This window comes from Gemmatimonadota bacterium (assembly GCA_039715185.1).
Classification (GTDB): Bacteria; Gemmatimonadota; Gemmatimonadetes; order Longimicrobiales; family RSA9; genus DATHRK01.
The window spans coordinates 1-18,753 of the sequence record JBDLIA010000036.1 but is presented as its reverse complement, the minus strand read 5'-3'; the positions used below and the strand labels follow the sequence as shown (position 1 = coordinate 18,753).

The following is an 18,753-nucleotide window of genomic DNA, read 5'->3' as shown; positions in this document are numbered from 1 at the left end:
CGCGTAGTGCCCGTCTCAGGAAGATGCGGGGAGTTCGGAGTCTGAAACCTCGATATCCGGGGCCTCCCTCTGGAGATCCCGCCTCCGCTCGCGCTGGCGCTTCAGCTGCCGGATCGCCCTGTCCAGGGCCCTGTCGAGTGCCGTCCGGTGCGTCGGCCCGCCCGCGCGGGCCACCACGGGAGAATCACCCTCTACGCCCGCTCTGACCTCGGCGCGCTTTCGGTCGCGGTCCTCGTCGAAAGTGATCGTGACCCCGCCGAGCCGTGCCTCGAAGCGCGCGAGTCTTTGCGCGCGCCGCTCCGTCAGGTCACGCAGCTCCTCCGAGAGCTCGCCGTGACGCATCGCTACGCTGACCTTCATTCAGTCACCTTTCTCGCGTGGAGTGCAAGATGGCGTTCCGTTCGCTCCGCGGCACGATCCCACCCATGGTCTACCGCGAACGATCTCGCGCCCTCACCGAGCGCTTCCCGCAGCCGCGCATCCTCGATGAGCCTTTGCAGCGCCCCGGACAGCGCCCCGACGTCACCGTGCGGAACGCGCAGGCCCGACTCTCCCTCCAGAACCGAGTCCCGCAGGCCGGGCGAATCGCTCACCACCGACGGCGTCGCGCAGGCGCCCGCCTCGAGCACGGTCAGGCCCCACCCCTCTTTCTCCGAGGGCAAGACGTGGACCCACGAGCGGCGCAGCAACTCCAGCTTGCGATCCTCGTCCACGAAACCGGCGAATTCCACGGCCGCCACCAAGCCCAGCCGGGACGCCTCCCGCTTCAACCTGTCCTCGTCGTCGCCGCGACCCGCGATCACCGCCCGCGCCGGAACGCCAGCGCGCCGCAGCCGATCCAGCGCGCGCAGCAACAGGTCGACTCCCTTGTAGGGCCGCAGCCTGCCCATGAAGAGCAGCGTCGGCTCGCCGTAGCGCTGCTCGGGCGGTGCCGGCGAGAATCGGTCCAGGTCGACGCCGTTCGGGATCACCACCAGATCCGAGGAAGTGAATCCGCGTCGCTCCAGATCGGCAGCGGTGCTGGGCGACACTACCTGCGTAGGCACGCCCCGGTAGATCCTCGGGATGGGCCGTTCCAGAAGCCATGTGGCCGCCGCGACGGGAAACGGAGCCTCGCCGAAGGCGCTGCCCCCGAACAGGTGGTGCACCAGCAGGACGACCGGCTCCCTGGCCCAGATCGGCGCGAACAGCGGCACCTTGTTCAGGTCTTCGACGATCACGTCGAACCGGTCCGTGGCCAACTGCCGCCTGTAGTACCGCGGCGCCTTCAGCGCGTACGAAAAGCGGCCACCCACGCGGTGGATCAGCATCCCGTTCGCCGTCGCCCGCGCCGCCGCGCCGGGCCACCCGGACGCCACCACGTGCACCTCGTGTCCGCGTTGCGCCAGCCGGCCGAAGGTCTCGTGGAGGTGGACCTCCGCGCCGCCCGAGAGCGGGTTCGCGAGATCCTGCCAATTGAAGACCAGTATCCTCAGGCGGTGTTCTCCCTGGGCGGAGGCCCGTCGCGATCGCCCGCCCCCCGATAGAGCGCGTCCATCACTCCGTTCACGAAGCGCGCGCTCTCCGAGGTGCCGTACCGCTCGGCCAGGCGAATCGCTTCCTGAATGGCCACCCGCGGCGGCACGTCGGCCGCGTGCTCGAGCTCCGCCGCGCCGATTCGGAGCACGTTGCGGTCGATGGCCGACAGCCGCTCCAGGCGCCAGTTCGTGAGCGCTCCGCGGATCCTCTCGTCCAGGTCGTCTCGATGCTCCTCGACCGTCTCCACCAGCCAGCGCAGATATGGCCGCCGGGACGGCCCCACCCGGCGCGACCGCAGGAAGTCGTCGAGTACCGCGGACGGCCGGTCCTCACCCCTGAGATCGGCCGCGTAGAGCGCCTGCAGCGCCCAGCCGCGGGCGCGGCTACGGTCCAGGTTGGCCATTGTCGATCGCTCGCAGGGTCAACACCGACTCCAGCGCCGCCAGCGCGGCCTCCCGACCCTTGTTGCCCGGGCCGGCGACCGAGCGTGCTCTGGCTTGCTCCTCGTCGTCCGTCGTGAGCAGACCGAAGCCCACCGGCACGCCCTGCTCCAGCGCGACGCGCGCGAGCCCCCGCGCCGCCTCTCCGGCGACGTAGTCGAAGTGCGGAGTCTCTCCGCGCACGACGCATCCCAGGGCCACGAGGGCGTCGTAGCGTCCGGTGGCAGCCGCGCGCCGACCCGCCATTGGCAATTCCCAGGCCCCGGCCACGTGGAAGACGTGCACGTTCTCCTCGCCCAGGCCGGCCTCCCGGACGGTTTCGAGTGCTCCCTGAAGTAGTGGCTCCGTAATCTCTTCGTGAAAACGACTTACCAGAATCGCCACGACGATGTTATCGAACCGGGGCACGGCCCTCGTGGCGGCGGCTCCGGCCACTACGAGCCCTCGCCAACGCGCAGCAGGTGTCCCAGCTTCTCGATCTTGGTGTTCAGGTATTTGCGGTTGTGCTCGGAGGGCTCCACGCTGAGCGACTCGCGCCCCGTCACTTCCAGCGCGTAGCCGTCCAGGCCGACGATCTTGCGCGGGTTGTTGGTCAGCAGGCGGATGCTGCTGAGGCCCAGGTCACGGAGGATCTGGGCGCCGATCCCGTAGTCCCGCAGGTCCGCCTTGAATCCCAGCTCTTCGTTGGCCTCCACCGTGTCACTGCCCTGATCCTGCAGCGAGTAGGCGCGGATCTTGTTACCCAGGCCGATTCCCCTGCCCTCCTGCCGCAGGTAGACGACGGCGCCCGCGCCCTGCTCATCGATCCTGCGCAGCGCGGCCCGCAGCTGCTCCCCGCAGTCACAGCGGCGCGAGTGGAAGACGTCACCGGTCAGGCACTCGGAGTGCATCCGGACCAGCACGTCCTGCGCGCCCTCGATGTCGCCGCGCACAAGCGCCACGTGCTCGCCGTGATCGATCTGATTCTCGTAGGCGATCACCCGAAAGTCCCCGTACGGCGTGGGCAGCTCGGCCTCGGCTACGCGCTGCACCAGACGTTCGGTGCGCAGACGATACGCCACGATGGTGGCCACCGTGATGAACGGAATCTCGTGGCGCTGGGCGAACTCCTCCAGTTGCGGACGGCGCGCCATGGTGCCGTCCTCGTTCAGGATTTCGCAGATCACGCCGGCGGGCTCGAGCCCCGCCAGGCGGGCCAGGTCCACCGAGGCCTCGGTCTGGCCGACGCGCCTGAGAACGCCACCGGGCACGGCTCGCAGCGGGAATACGTGGCCGGGCCGAATGAAGTCGCCCGGAAGCGAACCCCGGTCGGCCAGCAATCGGATGGTCGTCGCGCGATCGAAGGCGCTGATCCCGGTGCTCACGCCGAAGCGCGGGTGGGCGTCGACCGACACCGTGAAGGCGGTGCCGCGTCGGTCCTGGTTGCGGTCGGCCATCGGCCGCAGCTCTAGCCCGTTGGCCTGGTCCTCGGTGATGGCGACGCATATGAGGCCGCGCCCGTGCGAGGCCATGAAGTTGACCAGTTCGGGCGTGATCTTCGAGCCCGCGCACACGAGGTCTCCCTCGTTTTCGCGATCCTCGTCGTCGGCGACGATGACGAGTCCACCCTCGCGGATCGCGCGGATGGCGTCCTCGACCTTATCGAACGGCATGTTCGGCTCTGCCCCGGCGAAAACCCAGGTCAGACGCCCGGAGGCGTCCGAGACACGGGCTCGCCCATCGACTCCAGGTGCTTCGCCACGTACCGCCCGATCAGGTCCGCCTCCAGGTTGACCGCCGATCCGGGTCGGAGCCGGGCGAAGTTGGTGTGACTCCAAGTGTACGAAATCACCGCGAGACGCGCGACCGCCGGCTCCGGCATGGCGGCCACGGTCATGCTTACCCCATCCACGGCCAGAGAGCCCCTCTCAACGGTCACGCGAGCCACCTCATCGGGCAGCTCTATGTCGAGCAGGCTCTGCTCCTCCCCGGGGGCGATCGCCCGCACCCGCCCCACGCCATCGACGTGTCCCTGCACGAAATGGCCTCCCAGGCGGGCTGACGCGGCCAGCGCACGCTCCAGGTTCACCCCGCGCCCGACGGCGAACTCCCCCATCGTGGTTCTCGCCAGGGTGGTGGGGGTCGCCTCCACCGTGAAAACCCCGGCGTCGATCTCGGTGGCGGTCAGGCACACGCCGTCGACCGCCACCGAGTCGCCCATGCGCAGGTCCTCGAGAACGCCCGCCGCCTCGAGCCTGAAGCGACGCCCGTCCCCCACGGCCTGCACGTCCGCGACGACGCCGACCTCCTCCACGATGCCTGTGAACATGAGCGCGCTCAGCCCTCCCCTCGGACGCGGTCCCACACGATCTCCACGTCCGAGCCGCGCGGGCGCAGGCCGGTAACCCGCCAGCCACGGCCGGTTCCGCCCGGGTCCGTAAGGGGGAGCCCGGGTCCGGCGACCGCGGGTACGCCGTCGGGCCCGAAGATCCGGGGTGCGACGAACAGGTGCAGGCGGTCGACCAGGTCCGCCGCGAGCAGCGAGCCGGCGACGCGTCCGCCCCCCTCGAAGAGGACCGACTGGACCGGGTGCTCGCCGAGCGCCGTGAGGACCGCCCTCAGATTCAGGCCGTCGTCGCCCGCGGCCACGGGGACGACGCGGGCGCCCCTCTCTTCCAGTCCCCGCCGCAGCGTGGGGTCGGCGTCGGGGGCGCAGAACACCCACGCGCTGCCGGGCGCGCCCGACGCGAACAGCTTCGCCGACGGGTCGAGCGCGCAGCGGCTGGCCAACACGGCGCGCACCGGCGGGGCCGCCGGGACGACGTCCCCGCGCGCGGTCAGCTCCGGGTCATCCGCGAGGGCGGTCCCGGATCCGACCACGATGGCCCCGTATCCAGCCCGCAGCGTGTGCACCGCCGCGCGCGCCTCCGCGCCGGTGACGGGAGTTTCCTCACCCGGCCGACCCAGGCGTCCGTCGAGCGACACCGCCAGCTTCAACGCGACGAACGGCCGGTCCGAGCCGAAAGCGTGGAAAAAGGCCGCGTTCTGGGCTCGGACTTCGGGCGCGGCCACCGGCCCCTGGACAACCAGCCCGGCTGCGCGGAGAAGCGCCGCGCCTCCCGCGGCGCGCGGGTGCGGGTCGTTCGCCCCGTAGACCAGCGCCGACACCCCCGCCGACAGGATGGCGCGCGTGCACGGAGGCGTCTTGCCGTCGTGAGCGCACGGCTCCAAGGAGACGTACATGGTCGCTCCCCGGGCGCGCTCCCCGGCGGCCTCGAGGGCCGCGATCTCCGCGTGCGGGCCGCCGAACTCGGCGTGCCAACCTTCGCCCACGACCTCCCCTTCCTGCGCCAGCACGGCTCCCACCATGGGGTTCGGTTGGACCCGCCCCCAACCCCGCTCCGCCAGCTCGAGAGCGCGCGCCATGAGGCGCGCCGACGTGTCCCGGTCGACCAAGTGCGCGCTCAATAGGTGAAACGGAAAGAGATGCCTCCGAACGCCCGGCCGCCGCTCGGCTCGATGTCGACGCCCGAGTCGGAAAAGCCGTCGCCGCCGGCCTGCCAGCCCGCCTCTGCGGCGACCTGGAATACCAGGAAGGTCCAGCCGACGCCCGCGAAACCCGCCCAACGTCCCACGTCCACGTCGGCGACCGCGGACACCTCCGGCGCGCCGGCCAGGTTGGTGTAGGACGCGCTGAGCGGACCGCCGACGCGGTCCCAGCCCGCGCCCACCAGCGCGTCCACGGAGCCGAGGCGCTTGCCCGCCGTCAGCCGCACCGAGAGCCCGTCGAGGTCCCCCTGCCACCCGGGCCCGTCGCCCGCCGAGGCGGCCTCGAAGCGAGCGATCTGCCTGTACGCAGCGGACACCGTCAGTCCCGGCAGCGTGAACGACTCACGCAGCACGCCTAGCCTGGCGCCCAGGGCCCAGGTCATGCCGTCGCTCACGTCGAGCGAACCGCCGCCGCCGATCCAGCCCACCGAGGCCAGCGCGTCGATCGAGAACACGCCGCCGACCGTGGGGGCGGCGAAAAAGCCGTCGAACAGCGCCACGGCCGCGTCCACGCCCACCGCCACCAGTGTGCCGTCAACAGAGGGAGCCACCTGCGATGTGGCGCCGCGTACGCCGAGTACCTCGCCGACCGTCACGCGGGTGGCGATGGCGACGTGGCGGCTGGCGGCGGTGCGCTTGCCGAGGGTGCTGGCCGACCCCGGCAGCGGGCTGCCGCCGCCGGCGACGAGCGCCGCCCGCGCCCACGCATCCAGCCCCGAGAGGACCGCCAGCGCGCACCCTTGCTCGCCCGCCGGGCACACCTCGGGGACCTGGGCGACCGCGCGCTGCGTGGCCGGGCCGGCGACGGCTGCGGCGCACACCGCGGCGCACGCCCGAGCCGTGAGTGTTCGGGTCAGGAGCCTCCGGGGGTCGCGCGGAATCGTCATATCGGTCGAGCGGAGTTCAGACGAGGACGACGCGGCCCTCTCCGGGGCCCACAGCGCCGATGATCCACGCGGCTTCGCCCGCCGCGCCCAGGCGCTCCACCAACCCATCGGCGTCCTGGCCCGCCACGACCAGCACCAGCCCGACGCCCATGTTGAAGGTCCTGAACATCTCGTCGTCGTCCAGGCCGGCCAGGCGCGCGACGGTGGCGAACTCCCGTGGCACCGGCCACGAGCCCACTCGAACCCGGGCCTCGAGGTCACCGGGGAGCGCGCGGTCCAGGTTCTCGAGCAGGCCGCCGCCGGTGATGTGAGCGAGCGCGTGGCAGTCATCCACGAGCGGCAGCACGGACCTCACGTAGCTTCGGTGCACGCGCAGCAGCAGGTCGGCGATGCTGTCGTCGGAATCCGGAAACCGGTCATCCACGCCGAGCCCCAGGCGGCCGAACAGGAGCTTGCGAAGCAGTGAGTAGCCGTTGGTGTGGAAACCGTCGCTCGCCACGCCTATCAGCGCGTCGCCCGTGGTCACGCGGTCCGGGCCGGGCCTGCCCCGGGCGGCCGCCTCGCCCACGATGAACCCCGCCAGGTCGTAGTCGCCCGCGGCGTAGAAATCCGGCATCTCGGCGGTCTCGCCGCCCAGCAGCGCGCAGCCGTTTTCGCGGCACCCCGCCGCCACCCCGCGGACCACGTCCTCCACCACGCCCTCGTGCAGCTCGCCGGTGGCGATGTAGTCCAGGAAGAACAGCGGGCGCGCTCCCTCGACGAGGATGTCGTCGGCGCAGTGGTTGACCAGGTCCCGGCCCACCGTGTCGTGGCGCTGCGCGAGGATGGCCACCTGCAACTTGGTACCGACCCCGTCGGCGCTGGCGACCAGCGCTCGCCCGGCTCGGGCCGGCGCCGCGAACACCCCCCCGAACGAACCGGCCCTGGACAGCACTCCGGCCGTGCGCGTGCTCTCCACCAATGCCGCGATGCGGTCCTTGGCTCTGCCGGCGGCGTCGCGGTCGACGCCGGCGGCCCGATAGGTCAGCGCCTCACCGGCTTGCGGCATCGCGGATCTCCAGGTCGAAGCTGGTCATCGCTTGAAAGTCCCGCACCCGATCGTCCACTTCCTGGAGGGCCAGCGAGATGAACCGGCGCAGCCCGAACTGCTCGACGGCGAACGAGCCCATGACCGACCCGTACACCATCGCCCGTTTCAGGTCCTGCGTCCCGGCCGCGCCGCGATGGGCGAGGTAGCCCAGGAACCCACCCGCGAAGGCGTCGCCCGCCCCGGTCGGATCGAAGACGTCCTCCAGCGGGAAACCGGGCACGAAGAAAGTCGCGTCCGGGCCGAACAGGATCGCGCCGTTCTCCCCCTTCTTGATTACGACCATTTCCGGGCCGCGCGCGCGGATCCAGCGCGCCGCGCGAACCAGATTGTGTTCACCGGAGAGCTCGCGCGCCTCGGCGTCGTTCACCAGCAGCACGTCAACCCGCTCGAGCAGCTTCATGAGCTCGTCCGGGGTCCGCTCTATCCAGTAGTTCATGGTGTCGCACGCGACGAGCTTGGGCGCGCGAATCTGCTCCAGCACCTGGAGCTGCAGCGTCGGGTCGATGTTGCCCAGGAAAACCCACTCGGCGTCGCGATGGCGCTCCGGGATCACCGGGTTGAAATCGGCGAACACTCCGAGTCGGGTCTCGAGTGTGTCTCGGCTGTTCAGATCGTAGGAGTAGCGTCCCGCCCAGAAGAAGCTCTCGCCGGCGCGCCGCTCTATCCCGCTCAGGTCGACCTTCCGACCCGCCAGGAAGTCCAGCCGGTCCAGGTCGTAGTCGTCTCCCACGACCGCCACGACGCCCACCGGAGCCAACAGCGAGGCCGCCGCCGCGAAGTAGTTGGCCGATCCTCCCAGGGCGTCGTCCACCTTCCCGAAGGGCGTCTCGATGGCGTCGATCGCGACGCTCCCGACGACCAGCACGGGGCGGCTCACGCGGGCTCCCTTCGGTCCATGCGATCGGGGGCCTCCAGGCCCAACAGCGCCAGACCGTTGCGAAGCACGGTGCGGATACCGCGCGCCAGCGCCAGGCGCGCGCGTCGCAGCCCTTCGTCCTCGACCAGGACCGCCAATTCGGGTCGTCTGCTGGGGTTGCCGGCGTGGTACCACGAATTGACCGCCCCGGCCGTCCCTTCCAGGTACTCACAGATCAGGTGGGGGCTCGAAGCCTGCGCCGCCCGCTCCACCACTTCCGGGAACTGGGCCAGGCGCTGAATCAGGTCCACCTCGGCCGGGTCATTCAGGAGATCCAGATCCGCCCCGTCTCCGGCGCCGTCCGGATCCACGCCGGCGCGCCGAAAGATGCTCATCATGCGGGCGTGGGCGTACTTGACCTTGTAGACCGGATTCTTTTCGGACTCGTCCAGGGCCAGTCCCAGGTCGAAAACCATCTGGGCGTCGGGTTTGCGCATGAGGAAGAAGTAGCGCGCCACGTCCCGTCCCGTCTCGTCGATGAGATCACGCAGGGTCACGATGTCGCCCGCCCGCTTGCTCAGCTTCACCTCTTCGCCGTCGCGCATCACGCGCACCATCTGGACGATCTGAACATCCAGCATGCCCGGATGGCCCAGCGAGGCCAGCGCGGCCTGCATGCGCGCAACGTAGCCGTGGTGATCGGCCCCCCAGACGTCGATCAGGCGCTCGAAGCCGCGCTCCGCCTTGTCCCTGTGGTAGGCGATGTCGGGGAGAAAGTACGTATAGGATCCGTCGCTCTTGATCAAAACCCGATCCTTGTCGTCCCCGTGCGCGGAGGTGCGCAACCACAGCGCTCCGCCCTCTTCGTAGGTCAGCCCGCGCGCGGCCAGGTCGTCCAACGTCGCCCCGATCGCGCCGGTCTCGTAGACCCGCGACTCGGCGAAAAAGGAGTCGAACTCCACGCCGAACGCCTCCAGGTCCAGCCGCTGCGCCTCGCGCATCTCGGCCTTCGCTTCCAACGCCAGCAGCGCGCAGCGTTCGGCAACGTCCATTGCGGAGAGGCGCTCGCCCAGGACGCCGTCCAGCCGGCCCGCCAGCTCCACCACGTAATCCCCCTGGTAGCCGCCTTCGGGGAGCGTGGCCTCTTCCCCTCGCGACTGCCGCCAGCGGGCCTCGACGGACTCCCCCAGCTTGTCGATCTGGGCGCCGGCGTCGTTGACGTAGAACTCTCGCTCGACGTCGTGGCCGGTCCACTCCAGCAAGCTGGCGATCGCGTCGCCGAACGCGGCGCCGCGCCCGTGCGCCACGTGCAAAGGGCCCGTGGGGTTGGCCGACACGAACTCCACCTGGACGCGCCTGCCCCGTCCGGCCGAAGAGCGGCCCCAGCGCTCCGCCGCCGTCAGGATGGCGGCGAGGCGCTCGCGTACGACGCCCGAGGCGAGGCGGAAATTGATGAAGCCCGGCCCGGCGATCTCCGCCGTCGCAACGCCGGCCGCGGCCCGATCGAGACGCTCCAGCACCTCGGCCGCGATCTCCCGCGGAGGGCGGCCCAGGCGTCCCGCCAGGACGAGCGCGAGGTTGGACGCCACGTCCCCATGCTCCGGGTTGCGCGGCTTCTCCAGGTGCACCTCCACCGCGCCGTGGACGCCCAGCGCCCGCGCGATCTCGGCGAGCTGGCGCTCCAGGGCGTCGGTCATCCGGCGTCCGCGCCGCTGGCTTCACCGGATCCAGGCGGCGCCTTCTTCGCTTCCTTCGAGGAGGACTCCTTGGCCCCGCCGGCGTCCTTGTCGCCGGACGCGTCGGCCTCGGATGCGGCGGCTCGCTTGTAGGATTCCGAGCGATAGTCGGTCGTGTAGAAGCCCGACCCCTTGAACAGAAGCCCGGCGCCCCCCGACAGCCGACGTTCGCCGTCCCTCCCGCATTCGGGACAACTCGCCACGGGCGGGTCGCTCATCTTCTGGAACGCCTCGAAGTCGTGGCCTTCCGGGCACCGGTATTCGTACGTAGGCATCGCGTCGGGTTCGAGTCTGAGGATCGGTGGATCGTCTCAGGCGGGACGATAGACCCCCCAAGCGCCCCGGAGTTCGTCGCTCAACTCCCCCAGCGTGGCGCCCGCCTTCACCGCGTTGATGATCGGCGGCATGAGGTTGTCGGTGCCGAGCGCGGCCGCGCGCACCGCGCTCAGCGCCTCCGAGACGCCGGCGTCGTCTCGATCCGCCCGCAGCTCCGCCAGCCGTTCGCGCTGCCGTCGCTCGAGCTCGGCGAAGTCCGGCGCCTCGATCCTGGGTGGAGTCGCCTCCTCCTGGAAGGCGTTCACGCCCACCACGACGCGCTCGCCGGACTCGACGGCCAGCTGGTGCTCGTAGGCCGCGCGCTCGATCTCCTGCTGGAAGAAGCCGATCGCCCGGGCCGCCCCGCCCAGCTCTTCCACTCGGCTCAGATAGGCGCGCGCGCGCCGCTCGATCTCGGTCGTCAGCGCTTCCACGTAGTAGCTGCCGCCGAGCGGGTCCACCGCGTCGCCGACGCCGGTTTCGTGCGCCAGCACCTGCTGCGTCCGCAGCGCCAGCCCGGCCGACTCCTCGGTGGGCAACGCGAGCGCTTCGTCGTAGGCGTTGGTGTGCAGCGACTGCGTGCCGCCGAGCACCGCCGCCAGCGCCTGAACGGCCACCCGCACCAGGTTCACCTGCGGTTGCTGCGCCTGCAGAGTCACGCCGCCCGTCTGGGTGTGGAAGCGCAGCCGCGCCGCGCGATCGGAGCCGCCGTAGCGCTCCCGCACCAGGTGCGCCCACAGCCGCCGCGCGGCCCGGAACTTCGCCACCTCCTCGAACAGGTCGTTGTGGGCCGCGAAGAAGAACGACAGCCTGCGCCCGAATTCCTCGATGTCCTGTCCGGCGGCGACCGCCCGGTCGGCGTACTCGAGCGCGTTGGCGAAGGTGAACGCGACCTCCTGCGCGGCCGTCGCTCCCGCCTCCCGGATGTGATAGCCGCTGATGGATACGGTATTCCAGCGCGGCAGCTCGAGGGCGCAGAACGCGAACACGTCCGTGATGAACCTGAGGCTCGGCTCCACGGGATAGATGTAGGTGCCGCGGGCGATGTACTCCTTGAGGATGTCGTTCTGGATGGTCCCCGCGAGCTCGTCGCGAGCGACGCCGCGCTCGTCGGCGAGCGCGACGTAGAGCGCGAGCAGGATGGGCGCCGTGGCGTTGATAGTCATGGACGTGGACACGCGCTCCAACGGGATGTCCGCGAACAGCGCCCGCATGTCGGCGATCCCGTCGACGGCCACGCCAACCCGCCCCACCTCGCCCGCCGCCATGGCGTGGTCGGAATCGTAGCCCATCTGCGTGGGCAGATCGAACGCGACGCTCAGGCCGGTGGTGCCCCGCTCCAGGAGGTAGCGGTAGCGCGCGTTGGTCTCCTCGGCGGTGCCGAACCCGGCGTACTGGCGCATGGTCCACAGACGGCCCCGGTACATGGTCGCCTGGACGCCGCGCGTGAACGGCCACTCGCCCGGAAACCCGATCTCCTCCTCGGCGGGAGCGTCGCGGCCGGTGTAGACGGGGTCGATGGGAATGCCGCCCGGCGTCTCGAACGTCGCCCGGCGTTCGGGCCCGCGCGCGTGCGCATCCGCCAGCGTCGTCTCCTCCCAGCGTTCGCGCTCGCCCGGCCCGTTCATGAGCCCCCCTCGGCGAATTCCACCAGGGTGGCGCCCCTCTCCACGGCGGCGCCGGGCTCCACGGCGACGCGCCGGACCACGCCCGCCGCCGCCGCGCGCAGCTCGTTCTGCATCTTCATCGCCTCCATCACGATCACCGCCTGGCCGGCGCTGACCGATTCCCCCTCGCCGACCTCGACGCGCACGATCAGGCCAGGCATGGGCGCCTTGAGGGGCTCCGGCCCTCGTGTGCCCGCGCCGGTCTGCGTCAGCGCGCGGATCGCCAGGGTCCGGTCGTCCACGACCTCCACCTCGGCCGGCGCCGAGCCCGCGAGCGCGACCAGCCAGCTTCCGGCCGTTTCGCCCGGTTCGGCGACGACCGTCCACGATCGCCCGTCCAGCATCAGGTGGCCCACCGGGCTGTCGATAGCCGAGGCCAAGTCCACCTCCACCTCGCGGCCGTCGAGTCGCACCGAGTCGCCGTCGACCTCCACCTCGTAGGTGCGCTCGCCGACGGCTACGTGGTAGCGCATAGCTCCACCACGGTCTCGACGTGGGCGGTCTGCGGGAAGAGGTCGAAGCAGCTCACGGACGCGCCGCGATACGTCGACGAGAGCCGGTCCACGTCGCGCGCCAACGTCGCCGGGTCACAGCTCACGTACACGACGCGAGGGGGGGCGTCCGCGAGTAGCGCCTCCACCACCAGCGTCGACAACCCGGCGCGGGGCGGGTTGAGGACCAGCACGTCGGCCGGCAACGCGCCGGCCAGCGATTCCTCCACGTCCCCACAGCGGAAGTCCACGCCGGGCGCCAGGGCGCGACCCCGGTCCACCGCGGCGGGGTCACGTTCGAGGCCCACCACCTCGGCTCCGACATCGGCGATCCGGCCGGCGAGCGTCCCCAGGCCGCAGTAGGCGTCCACCACGCGCGAGCCCGGCCGCGCGTCCACGACGGCCAGGACGTGATCCAGGAGCAGGCCCGCCGCGGCCTCGTTGACCTGCGTGAACGCATTCCCGCCCGCGAAGCCGCCCGCCGCGACCTCGCCGGCGACCGGGTCGCGCTCGGCGGGCCGAGCCGCCAGCAGCGTCGGCCGCTCCGCTCCGCGCTGCCGGTGCCATACCTGCTCGAGCGCGGGCGCGTCGGCCAGCAGCGCCGCGGCGTCCCCCCCGGGCCGACCTCCCTCCACCACCAACGCGACGGCGCCCGGACCGGCGAGCCGCAGCGTGCACCTCAGCTCCCTACCGGGCGGCAGGCGGCGCGCGCCCCCTCCCCACGCGCTGCGCACCTGACCCCAGGCGAGCGCGATCGCGGGGTCGGGCAGCAGGCACCGCTCGTCCACGTCCAGAATCCTGCCCGGCCTGTCGCGCTGGTGCAGCCCCCCCACCACGCGCCCTCCCCTGAGGCGCCGCACGGTGAACGTCATGCGGTTGCGGTATCTCCACTCCGCCGGCGCTGGGGTGACCGGGGGAGGCTCAACCTCCCAGCTCCCCAGCCGCCCGAGCGCATCCGCCACGATCGCCGCCTTGGCGCGCAGCTGATCCGCGTACTCGAGGTGCTGGAGGGCGCAGCCGCCGCAGCGGGCGTAGAGCGGACACGGCGGCTCGCGGCGGCCCGGGCCCCGCTCCACGATCCGCACCGAGCGCGCCTCTGTCCAGCGCCCGCGGTCGCGCACCACCTCGACGTCCAGGACGTCGCCCGGTGTGCTCAGCGGTACGAATGACACGCGTCCGTCGGCCAGCCGCGCGACGCCTCTCCCGCCCGCGGCTATGCGGTCGATCCTGACGGTCTCCACGCCCGCGCCCGTCACCGCCATCCCAGGTCTCTCCAGCGGGACCCCGAGCGACCCGCGCCGTCGACGCGTCTGACCGCCGTGCGGCGCCGCCTGCGGTGCTCCGCCAGCGCCGCCGTCACGGCGATGGCCTCGTCCCTGCCGTCTCCGTCCGGCCCGAGCCCCAACTCCTCACCGTGGTGTTCGAGGAAGCCGATGTCGAGGTCCCCCGCGCGGAATTCCGGGTGATCCATCAGGGCCCGGTGGAAGGGCACGCTGGTGTCGACGCCCACGATCCTCAGCTCCGCCAGGGCGCGGCTCATGCGGGCGATGGCGGCCTCTCGCGTGGGAGCGTGCGCGATCAACTTCCCGAGCAGTGGGTCGTAGTGGAGGGTCACCTCCTGCCCCCGCGCGATTCCGCCGTCCCAGCGCACGCCGGGCCCGGCGGGAACTTGCAGGTGGCGCACGACGCCGGTGGAGGGCAGGAAGCCGTGGCGCGGATCCTCGCTCGTGATGCGGCACTCGATGGCGTGCCCGCGCAGCCGGATGTCCTCCTGCTCGAACGGCAGCCGCTCTCCGGCGGCCACGCGCAGCTGCCATTCGACCAGATCGATGCCCGTCACGAACTCGGTAACGGGGTGCTCCACCTGGAGCCGGGTGTTCATCTCGAGAAAGTAGAACCGGCCATCCACCCACAGGAACTCCACGGTGCCCGCGCTCGCGTAACCGACGGCGCGCGCCGCCGCCACCGCGGCGCCACCCATCTCCTTGCGCTGCGCGGCGCTCAGCACCCCCGAGGGCGCCTCCTCGACGAGCTTCTGGTGCCTCCGCTGAATGGAGCACTCGCGCTCGCCCAGGTGCACCACGGCGCCGTGCGCGTCTGCCAGCACCTGGATTTCGATGTGTCGCGGCCCCTGGAGGAAACGCTCCAGGTAGACTCGTCCGTCGCCGAAAGCGGCGACCGCCTCGGCCCTGGCGGCCCGAAACGCGTCGGCCAGCTCCTCGGAAGCTCCGACGACGCGCATCCCCTTGCCGCCCCCACCGCCGACGGCCTTGATGAGGACCGGGTAGCCGACTTCCCGAGCCGCCTCGGCCGCGGCGTCCGGGTCCTCGAGCGGCTCGACGGTCCCCGGGACGACCGGCACGCCCACCTGCGCCATGCGGCGGCGCGCCTCGGTCTTGTCGCCCATTGCGGCGATCGCCGCGGCGGGCGGGCCAACGAAGATCAGGCCGGCGTCCGCGACGGCCTGCGCGAACGCCGCGTTCTCGGCCAGGAACCCGTATCCGGGGTGCACCGCGTCGCACCCCGACTCCCGCGCCGCGGCGATGATCGCGTCGCCGCGCAGATAGCTCTCGGAAGCAGGCGAGGCGCCTAAGTGCCTGGCCTCAGCGGCCGCCAGCACGTGGGGCGCCGTCCGATCTGCGTCGGAGAATACCGCCACGGCCGGTACGCCCAGGTCGTGACACGCCCTGACTACGCGCAGGGCGATCTCGCCGCGGTTCGCGACCAGCACTTTAGTCAGCACCTGAGCCGACGCCAGCTATCTGGTTGCATACCACTATTTAGAACGGCGATCACAGTGGAATATTGCCGTGCTTCCGGGGCGGATTCTTGGCGCGCTTGGCGCGCAGCGTATCGAGCGCGTTGATGAGGAGCGGGCGCGTCTCGCGCGGGTCGATGATGTCGTCGACGTAGCCCCGTCCGGCGGCGATGTATGGGTGCGCAAAGCGTTCTCGGTACTCCGCCTCTCGCGCGGACGCCGCCGCCGCCGGATCGTCCGCGTCCGCGATCTCGCGACGGAACAGGATCTCGACGGCCCCCTTGGGGCCCATCACGGCGATCTCCGCGGTCGGCCATGCGAAGTTCACGTCGCCCCGGATGTGCTTGGAGTTCATGACGTCGTACGCGCCGCCGTAAGCCTTGCGCGTGATCACCGTCAGGCGAGGCACCGTCGCTTCGCAGAACGCGTACAGCAGCTTCGCGCCGTGCCGGATGATGCCTCCGTGCTCCTGGGCGACCCCCGGCAGGAAGCCCGGGACGTCTTCGAACACCAGGAGGGGGATGTTGAACGCGTCGCAGAAGCGCACGAAGCGCGCTCCCTTCACCGCGCTGTCGATGTCCAGGACGCCCGCGAGTACGGCGGGTTGATTCGCCACGATGCCGACCGACCGACCGCCGAGGTGCGCGAAGCCCACTACGATGTTGGCGGCGAAGTCGGGCTGTACCTCGTAGAACGCTCCGTCGTCCACCACGCAGCGAATCACGTCGTGGATATCGTACGGCTGCGACGGATCGTCCGGGACCACGTCCAGCAGCGCCTCGTCCATCCGGTCGAAGGGATCTTCGGTCGCGCGCGTGGGGGGGTCCTCACCGTTGTTTTGCGGAATGTAGGCGAACAGAGCGCGGATGCGCTCGAGGCACTCGGGCTCGCTGTCACACGCGAAGTGGGCGACCCCCGACGTACCCGCGTGCACGTCGGCGCCGCCCAGCCCTTCCATGTCCACATCCTCGTGCGTGACCGTCTTCACGACGTTCGGCCCCGTGACGAACATGTAGCTCGTGCCCCGCGTCATGAAGACGAAATCCGTGATCGCGGGCGAGTACACCGCGCCGCCGGCGCACGGACCGAGGATGGCGCTGATCTGCGGCACCACGCCGGACGCCAGCGTGTTCCGCAGGAAGATGTCCGCGTACCCACCGAGGCTCACGACGCCCTCCTGGATGCGCGCCCCCCCGGAGTCGTTGAGGCCGATTACGGGGGCGCCGTTGCGGAGCGCCAGGTCCATGACCTTGACGATCTTCTCCGCGTGGGCTTCGGACAGCGAGCCGCCGAATACGGTGAAGTCCTGGCTGAACACGTAGACGAGCCGTCCGTGAATGGTGCCCCACCCGGTAACGACGCCGTCCCCCAGGATGCGCTGCTCTTCGAGCCCGAACCCGGTGGCCCGGTGGGTCACGAAGCGGTCCAGCTCGACGAAGCTCTCTTCGTCCAGGAGCAGGTCCAGGCGTTCGCGCGCCGACAGCTTGCCGCGCTCGTGCTGCGTCGCCAGGCGCCGCTCGCCGCCGCCCTTCGCCGCCTCCGTGCGGAGCTCTTCGAGCCGAGCCAGCCGCTCGCGCATTGACACTACTCGGCCAACGCGATGGGCATGACGCGCCCGGCCTCGATCCGCACCAGCCGCGGCCGGCGCACGATGATGCCGTCGCGGACGCCTATCCAGCCCGTGGCACCGCGGTGCCAGGTGTCGGCGGCGATCCCCTGCGCTTCCTCCCCCTCCCGGCCCGCGGCGGCCTGCCTCAGCAGCAGCAAGGTGGCGTCGTAGGCCAGCGCCGGGAAAGGATTGTCCAGCGTGCGCCGGTAGGTGGATTCGTAGCGCTCCACGAACGCCGCGTGCATCGTGTCGGCCGTCGTCGCGCCCGCCGAGGTGGCCGCGACCACGCCCTCGAGCGCCCCTGGCTCGACCAGGCGAAGGACCTCGTCGGACGCCCACGCGTCGTTGCCGAGCACCTCGAGCGTGGCGAGGCTGTCTCCCAGGAACGCGAGCTGCGGCGCCAGCTGACGCACGCCGCGCTGATCCGTCGGCGCGTACACCACCTCGACGCCCGCCGCGGTCATCTCTTCGATGACGTCGCGGAATGTGGTTTTTTCGGGCGCATAGGGAATGATCAGCGTCGGTTCGCGCCCGCCCGCCACGAGCCGGTCCCGGAAGGCCGCCGCGAGCAATTCGAAGCCGGGCGTGCGCGGGTGCACGATGGCCACCCGCGCGAAGCCGCGCCGCAGCGCGTAGTCGGCCAGCGTCTCCGCGTCGACGGGGTTGGGCCCGTTGAGGGTGTACGCGTTCCTGTCGGCCGATGGGTGCTCCGAGGCGGTTGGGCTGATCATGGGCACGTCGGTATTGACGCGGGCGTCCGCGGCCGCGGTCAGAGACTCGCTCAGGAGCGGCCCCAGGATGCCGTCGGCGCCCTGCTCCTCGAGCGACAGCACCAGCCGGGCGCCCAAAGCCTGGTCCGAGCCGTCGTCGGCCACGCGCAGGTCCACGTCCCTTTCGGTCGCGCTCCTGAAGGTGTCGATGGCCAACCGGGCTCCCTCCATCACCAGCTCGCCGTAGCGTTCCAGGACCCGGGAGCCGCTCTGGGGGACGATCGCTCCGAGGACCAGCGTGCGCCGGTCTCGGTTTCCGGCGGCGCGCGTGCGTCGCTCGCGCGAGTCCGCCAGGATGTCGAGCGCGGGGCGCGCCCCGTCCTCATCGCCCGGAAAGAGTCCAGCGTAGCGACGCGCGCGCCGATCGGCTCCGTCGAAATCCTCCAGCTCGAGGGCCGCCCTCGCCGCCACGAGAAGCGCCGGGGACGAGGCCGGAGTGGCCGCGAATTCCACCACGATCTCCTCCGCCCGGCTCAGCGCGACCGCGTAGTCGCCCTCGCGCAGGCTCGCGCGCGCGGCTTCCAGCCGGTTCGCCGCCTCCGCGCGCTCCGCCGCTGTCGTGGGGCCTCGCGCGAGAGGCGGCACCGCCTCCGGCCCTCCGGTGGGCGGAGGGCCCGCGCTGGCGCACGCGGAGAGCGGAGCCAGCAGGAGGGTAGCCAGCGCCGCGGCGCGCGCCAGAACTGCTCGGGTGGACGACATCGATCCTCGGACTCCGGTCATCTCTTCAATGCGCTGTGCCCTGGCTCGGGCGCTCCGGGAATGGCGGCTGCGAAAGGTATGCCGCGGCAACTCGCGAAAAAAGGACGGGCGCGTTGCGCCCGTCCTTTTCCGCCAAACCGGATCCTTTGCGGCGCCGTCGTGCTACGCCTCGGCCGTCTCCTCGACTTCAGCCTCCGCCTCGGGGGCCTCTTCTGCCTCGGCTTCGGGCGCCTCTTCAGCTTCGGCCTCAGGAGCTTCTTCTACCTCGCCCTCAGGGGCCTCTTCAGCCTCCGCTTCGGGCGCCTCTTCAGCCTCCGCCTCGGCGCCTTCTTCAGCCTCCGCCTGGACGCCTTCTTCAGCCTCCGCTTCGGGAGTCTCTTCAGCCTCGG

19 protein-coding genes are annotated in these 18,753 nt (G+C 71.2%); all 19 read right to left on the bottom strand.

Annotated elements, in window-relative coordinates:
- Positions 1-15: 15 nt before the first annotated feature.
- On the bottom strand, positions 16-360 hold the full coding sequence (locus tag ABFS34_08490; protein ID MEN8375472.1) for an HPF/RaiA family ribosome-associated protein: 345 nt from the start codon (positions 358-360) through the stop codon (positions 16-18).
- Positions 357-1,466 (bottom strand): glycosyltransferase family 4 protein, encoded by a 1,110-nt coding sequence (locus ABFS34_08485; GenBank protein ID MEN8375471.1) that lies wholly within the window; start codon positions 1,464-1,466, stop codon positions 357-359. Before ABFS34_08485 ends, ABFS34_08490 begins: the two co-directional genes overlap by 4 nt.
- A 5-nt stretch (positions 1,467-1,471) precedes the next feature.
- A complete protein-coding gene (nusB, locus tag ABFS34_08480; protein MEN8375470.1) occupies positions 1,472-1,921 on the bottom strand; it encodes a transcription antitermination factor NusB in 450 nt (149 codons plus the stop codon).
- On the bottom strand, positions 1,902-2,366 hold the full coding sequence (gene ribH / locus ABFS34_08475; GenBank protein MEN8375469.1) for a 6,7-dimethyl-8-ribityllumazine synthase: 465 nt from the start codon (positions 2,364-2,366) through the stop codon (positions 1,902-1,904). The genes nusB and ribH overlap by 20 nt, the downstream gene beginning before the upstream one ends.
- 26 nt (positions 2,367-2,392) lie before the next feature.
- Positions 2,393-3,610 carry a bifunctional 3,4-dihydroxy-2-butanone-4-phosphate synthase/GTP cyclohydrolase II gene (locus ABFS34_08470; GenBank protein ID MEN8375468.1) on the bottom strand — a complete coding sequence of 406 codons (1,218 nt, stop codon included), beginning with the start codon at positions 3,608-3,610 and terminating at the stop codon, positions 2,393-2,395.
- 29 nt (positions 3,611-3,639) lie between these two features.
- Positions 3,640-4,266, bottom strand: a complete 627-nt coding sequence (locus tag ABFS34_08465) for a riboflavin synthase (protein MEN8375467.1) — start codon at positions 4,264-4,266, stop codon at positions 3,640-3,642.
- A gap of 8 nt (positions 4,267-4,274) precedes the next feature.
- Positions 4,275-5,405, bottom strand: a complete 1,131-nt coding sequence (ribD, locus tag ABFS34_08460) for a bifunctional diaminohydroxyphosphoribosylaminopyrimidine deaminase/5-amino-6-(5-phosphoribosylamino)uracil reductase RibD (protein ID MEN8375466.1) — start codon at positions 5,403-5,405, stop codon at positions 4,275-4,277.
- On the bottom strand, positions 5,402-6,373 hold the full coding sequence (locus ABFS34_08455; protein ID MEN8375465.1) for a hypothetical protein: 972 nt from the start codon (positions 6,371-6,373) through the stop codon (positions 5,402-5,404). Before ABFS34_08455 ends, ribD begins: the two co-directional genes overlap by 4 nt.
- Positions 6,374-6,389: 16 nt before the next feature.
- Positions 6,390-7,421: a phosphoribosylformylglycinamidine cyclo-ligase gene (gene purM, locus ABFS34_08450; protein MEN8375464.1), complete on the bottom strand. Its 1,032-nt coding sequence runs from the start codon at positions 7,419-7,421 to the stop codon at positions 6,390-6,392.
- Positions 7,405-8,340: a PfkB family carbohydrate kinase gene (locus ABFS34_08445; GenBank protein ID MEN8375463.1), complete on the bottom strand. Its 936-nt coding sequence runs from the start codon at positions 8,338-8,340 to the stop codon at positions 7,405-7,407. Before ABFS34_08445 ends, purM begins: the two co-directional genes overlap by 17 nt.
- A complete protein-coding gene (gene argS, locus ABFS34_08440; GenBank protein ID MEN8375462.1) occupies positions 8,337-10,016 on the bottom strand; it encodes an arginine--tRNA ligase in 1,680 nt (559 codons plus the stop codon). The genes ABFS34_08445 and argS overlap by 4 nt, the downstream gene beginning before the upstream one ends.
- Entirely contained in the window at positions 10,013-10,330 is a 318-nt protein-coding gene (locus ABFS34_08435; protein MEN8375461.1) for a zinc ribbon domain-containing protein, read from the bottom strand. The genes argS and ABFS34_08435 overlap by 4 nt, the downstream gene beginning before the upstream one ends.
- 36 nt (positions 10,331-10,366) lie before the next feature.
- Positions 10,367-11,998 (bottom strand): methylmalonyl-CoA mutase family protein, encoded by a 1,632-nt coding sequence (locus ABFS34_08430; GenBank protein ID MEN8375460.1) that lies wholly within the window; start codon positions 11,996-11,998, stop codon positions 10,367-10,369.
- Positions 11,995-12,510: a biotin/lipoyl-containing protein gene (locus ABFS34_08425; GenBank protein ID MEN8375459.1), complete on the bottom strand. Its 516-nt coding sequence runs from the start codon at positions 12,508-12,510 to the stop codon at positions 11,995-11,997. Before ABFS34_08425 ends, ABFS34_08430 begins: the two co-directional genes overlap by 4 nt.
- Positions 12,495-13,790 carry a hypothetical protein gene (locus ABFS34_08420; GenBank protein ID MEN8375458.1) on the bottom strand — a complete coding sequence of 432 codons (1,296 nt, stop codon included), beginning with the start codon at positions 13,788-13,790 and terminating at the stop codon, positions 12,495-12,497. The genes ABFS34_08425 and ABFS34_08420 overlap by 16 nt, the downstream gene beginning before the upstream one ends.
- Positions 13,781-15,259: an acetyl-CoA carboxylase biotin carboxylase subunit gene (locus tag ABFS34_08415; protein MEN8375457.1), complete on the bottom strand. Its 1,479-nt coding sequence runs from the start codon at positions 15,257-15,259 to the stop codon at positions 13,781-13,783. Before ABFS34_08415 ends, ABFS34_08420 begins: the two co-directional genes overlap by 10 nt.
- Positions 15,260-15,320: 61 nt before the next feature.
- Entirely contained in the window at positions 15,321-16,865 is a 1,545-nt protein-coding gene (locus tag ABFS34_08410) for an acyl-CoA carboxylase subunit beta (protein MEN8375456.1), read from the bottom strand.
- A gap of 5 nt (positions 16,866-16,870) precedes the next feature.
- Complete coding sequence (locus ABFS34_08405) at positions 16,871-18,364, bottom strand: penicillin-binding protein activator (protein ID MEN8375455.1); 1,494 nt, start codon at positions 18,362-18,364, stop codon at positions 16,871-16,873.
- Between the two features lie 162 nt (positions 18,365-18,526).
- On the bottom strand, positions 18,527-18,753 hold a 227-nt coding region (locus ABFS34_08400), incomplete at its 5' end, for a hypothetical protein (GenBank protein ID MEN8375454.1).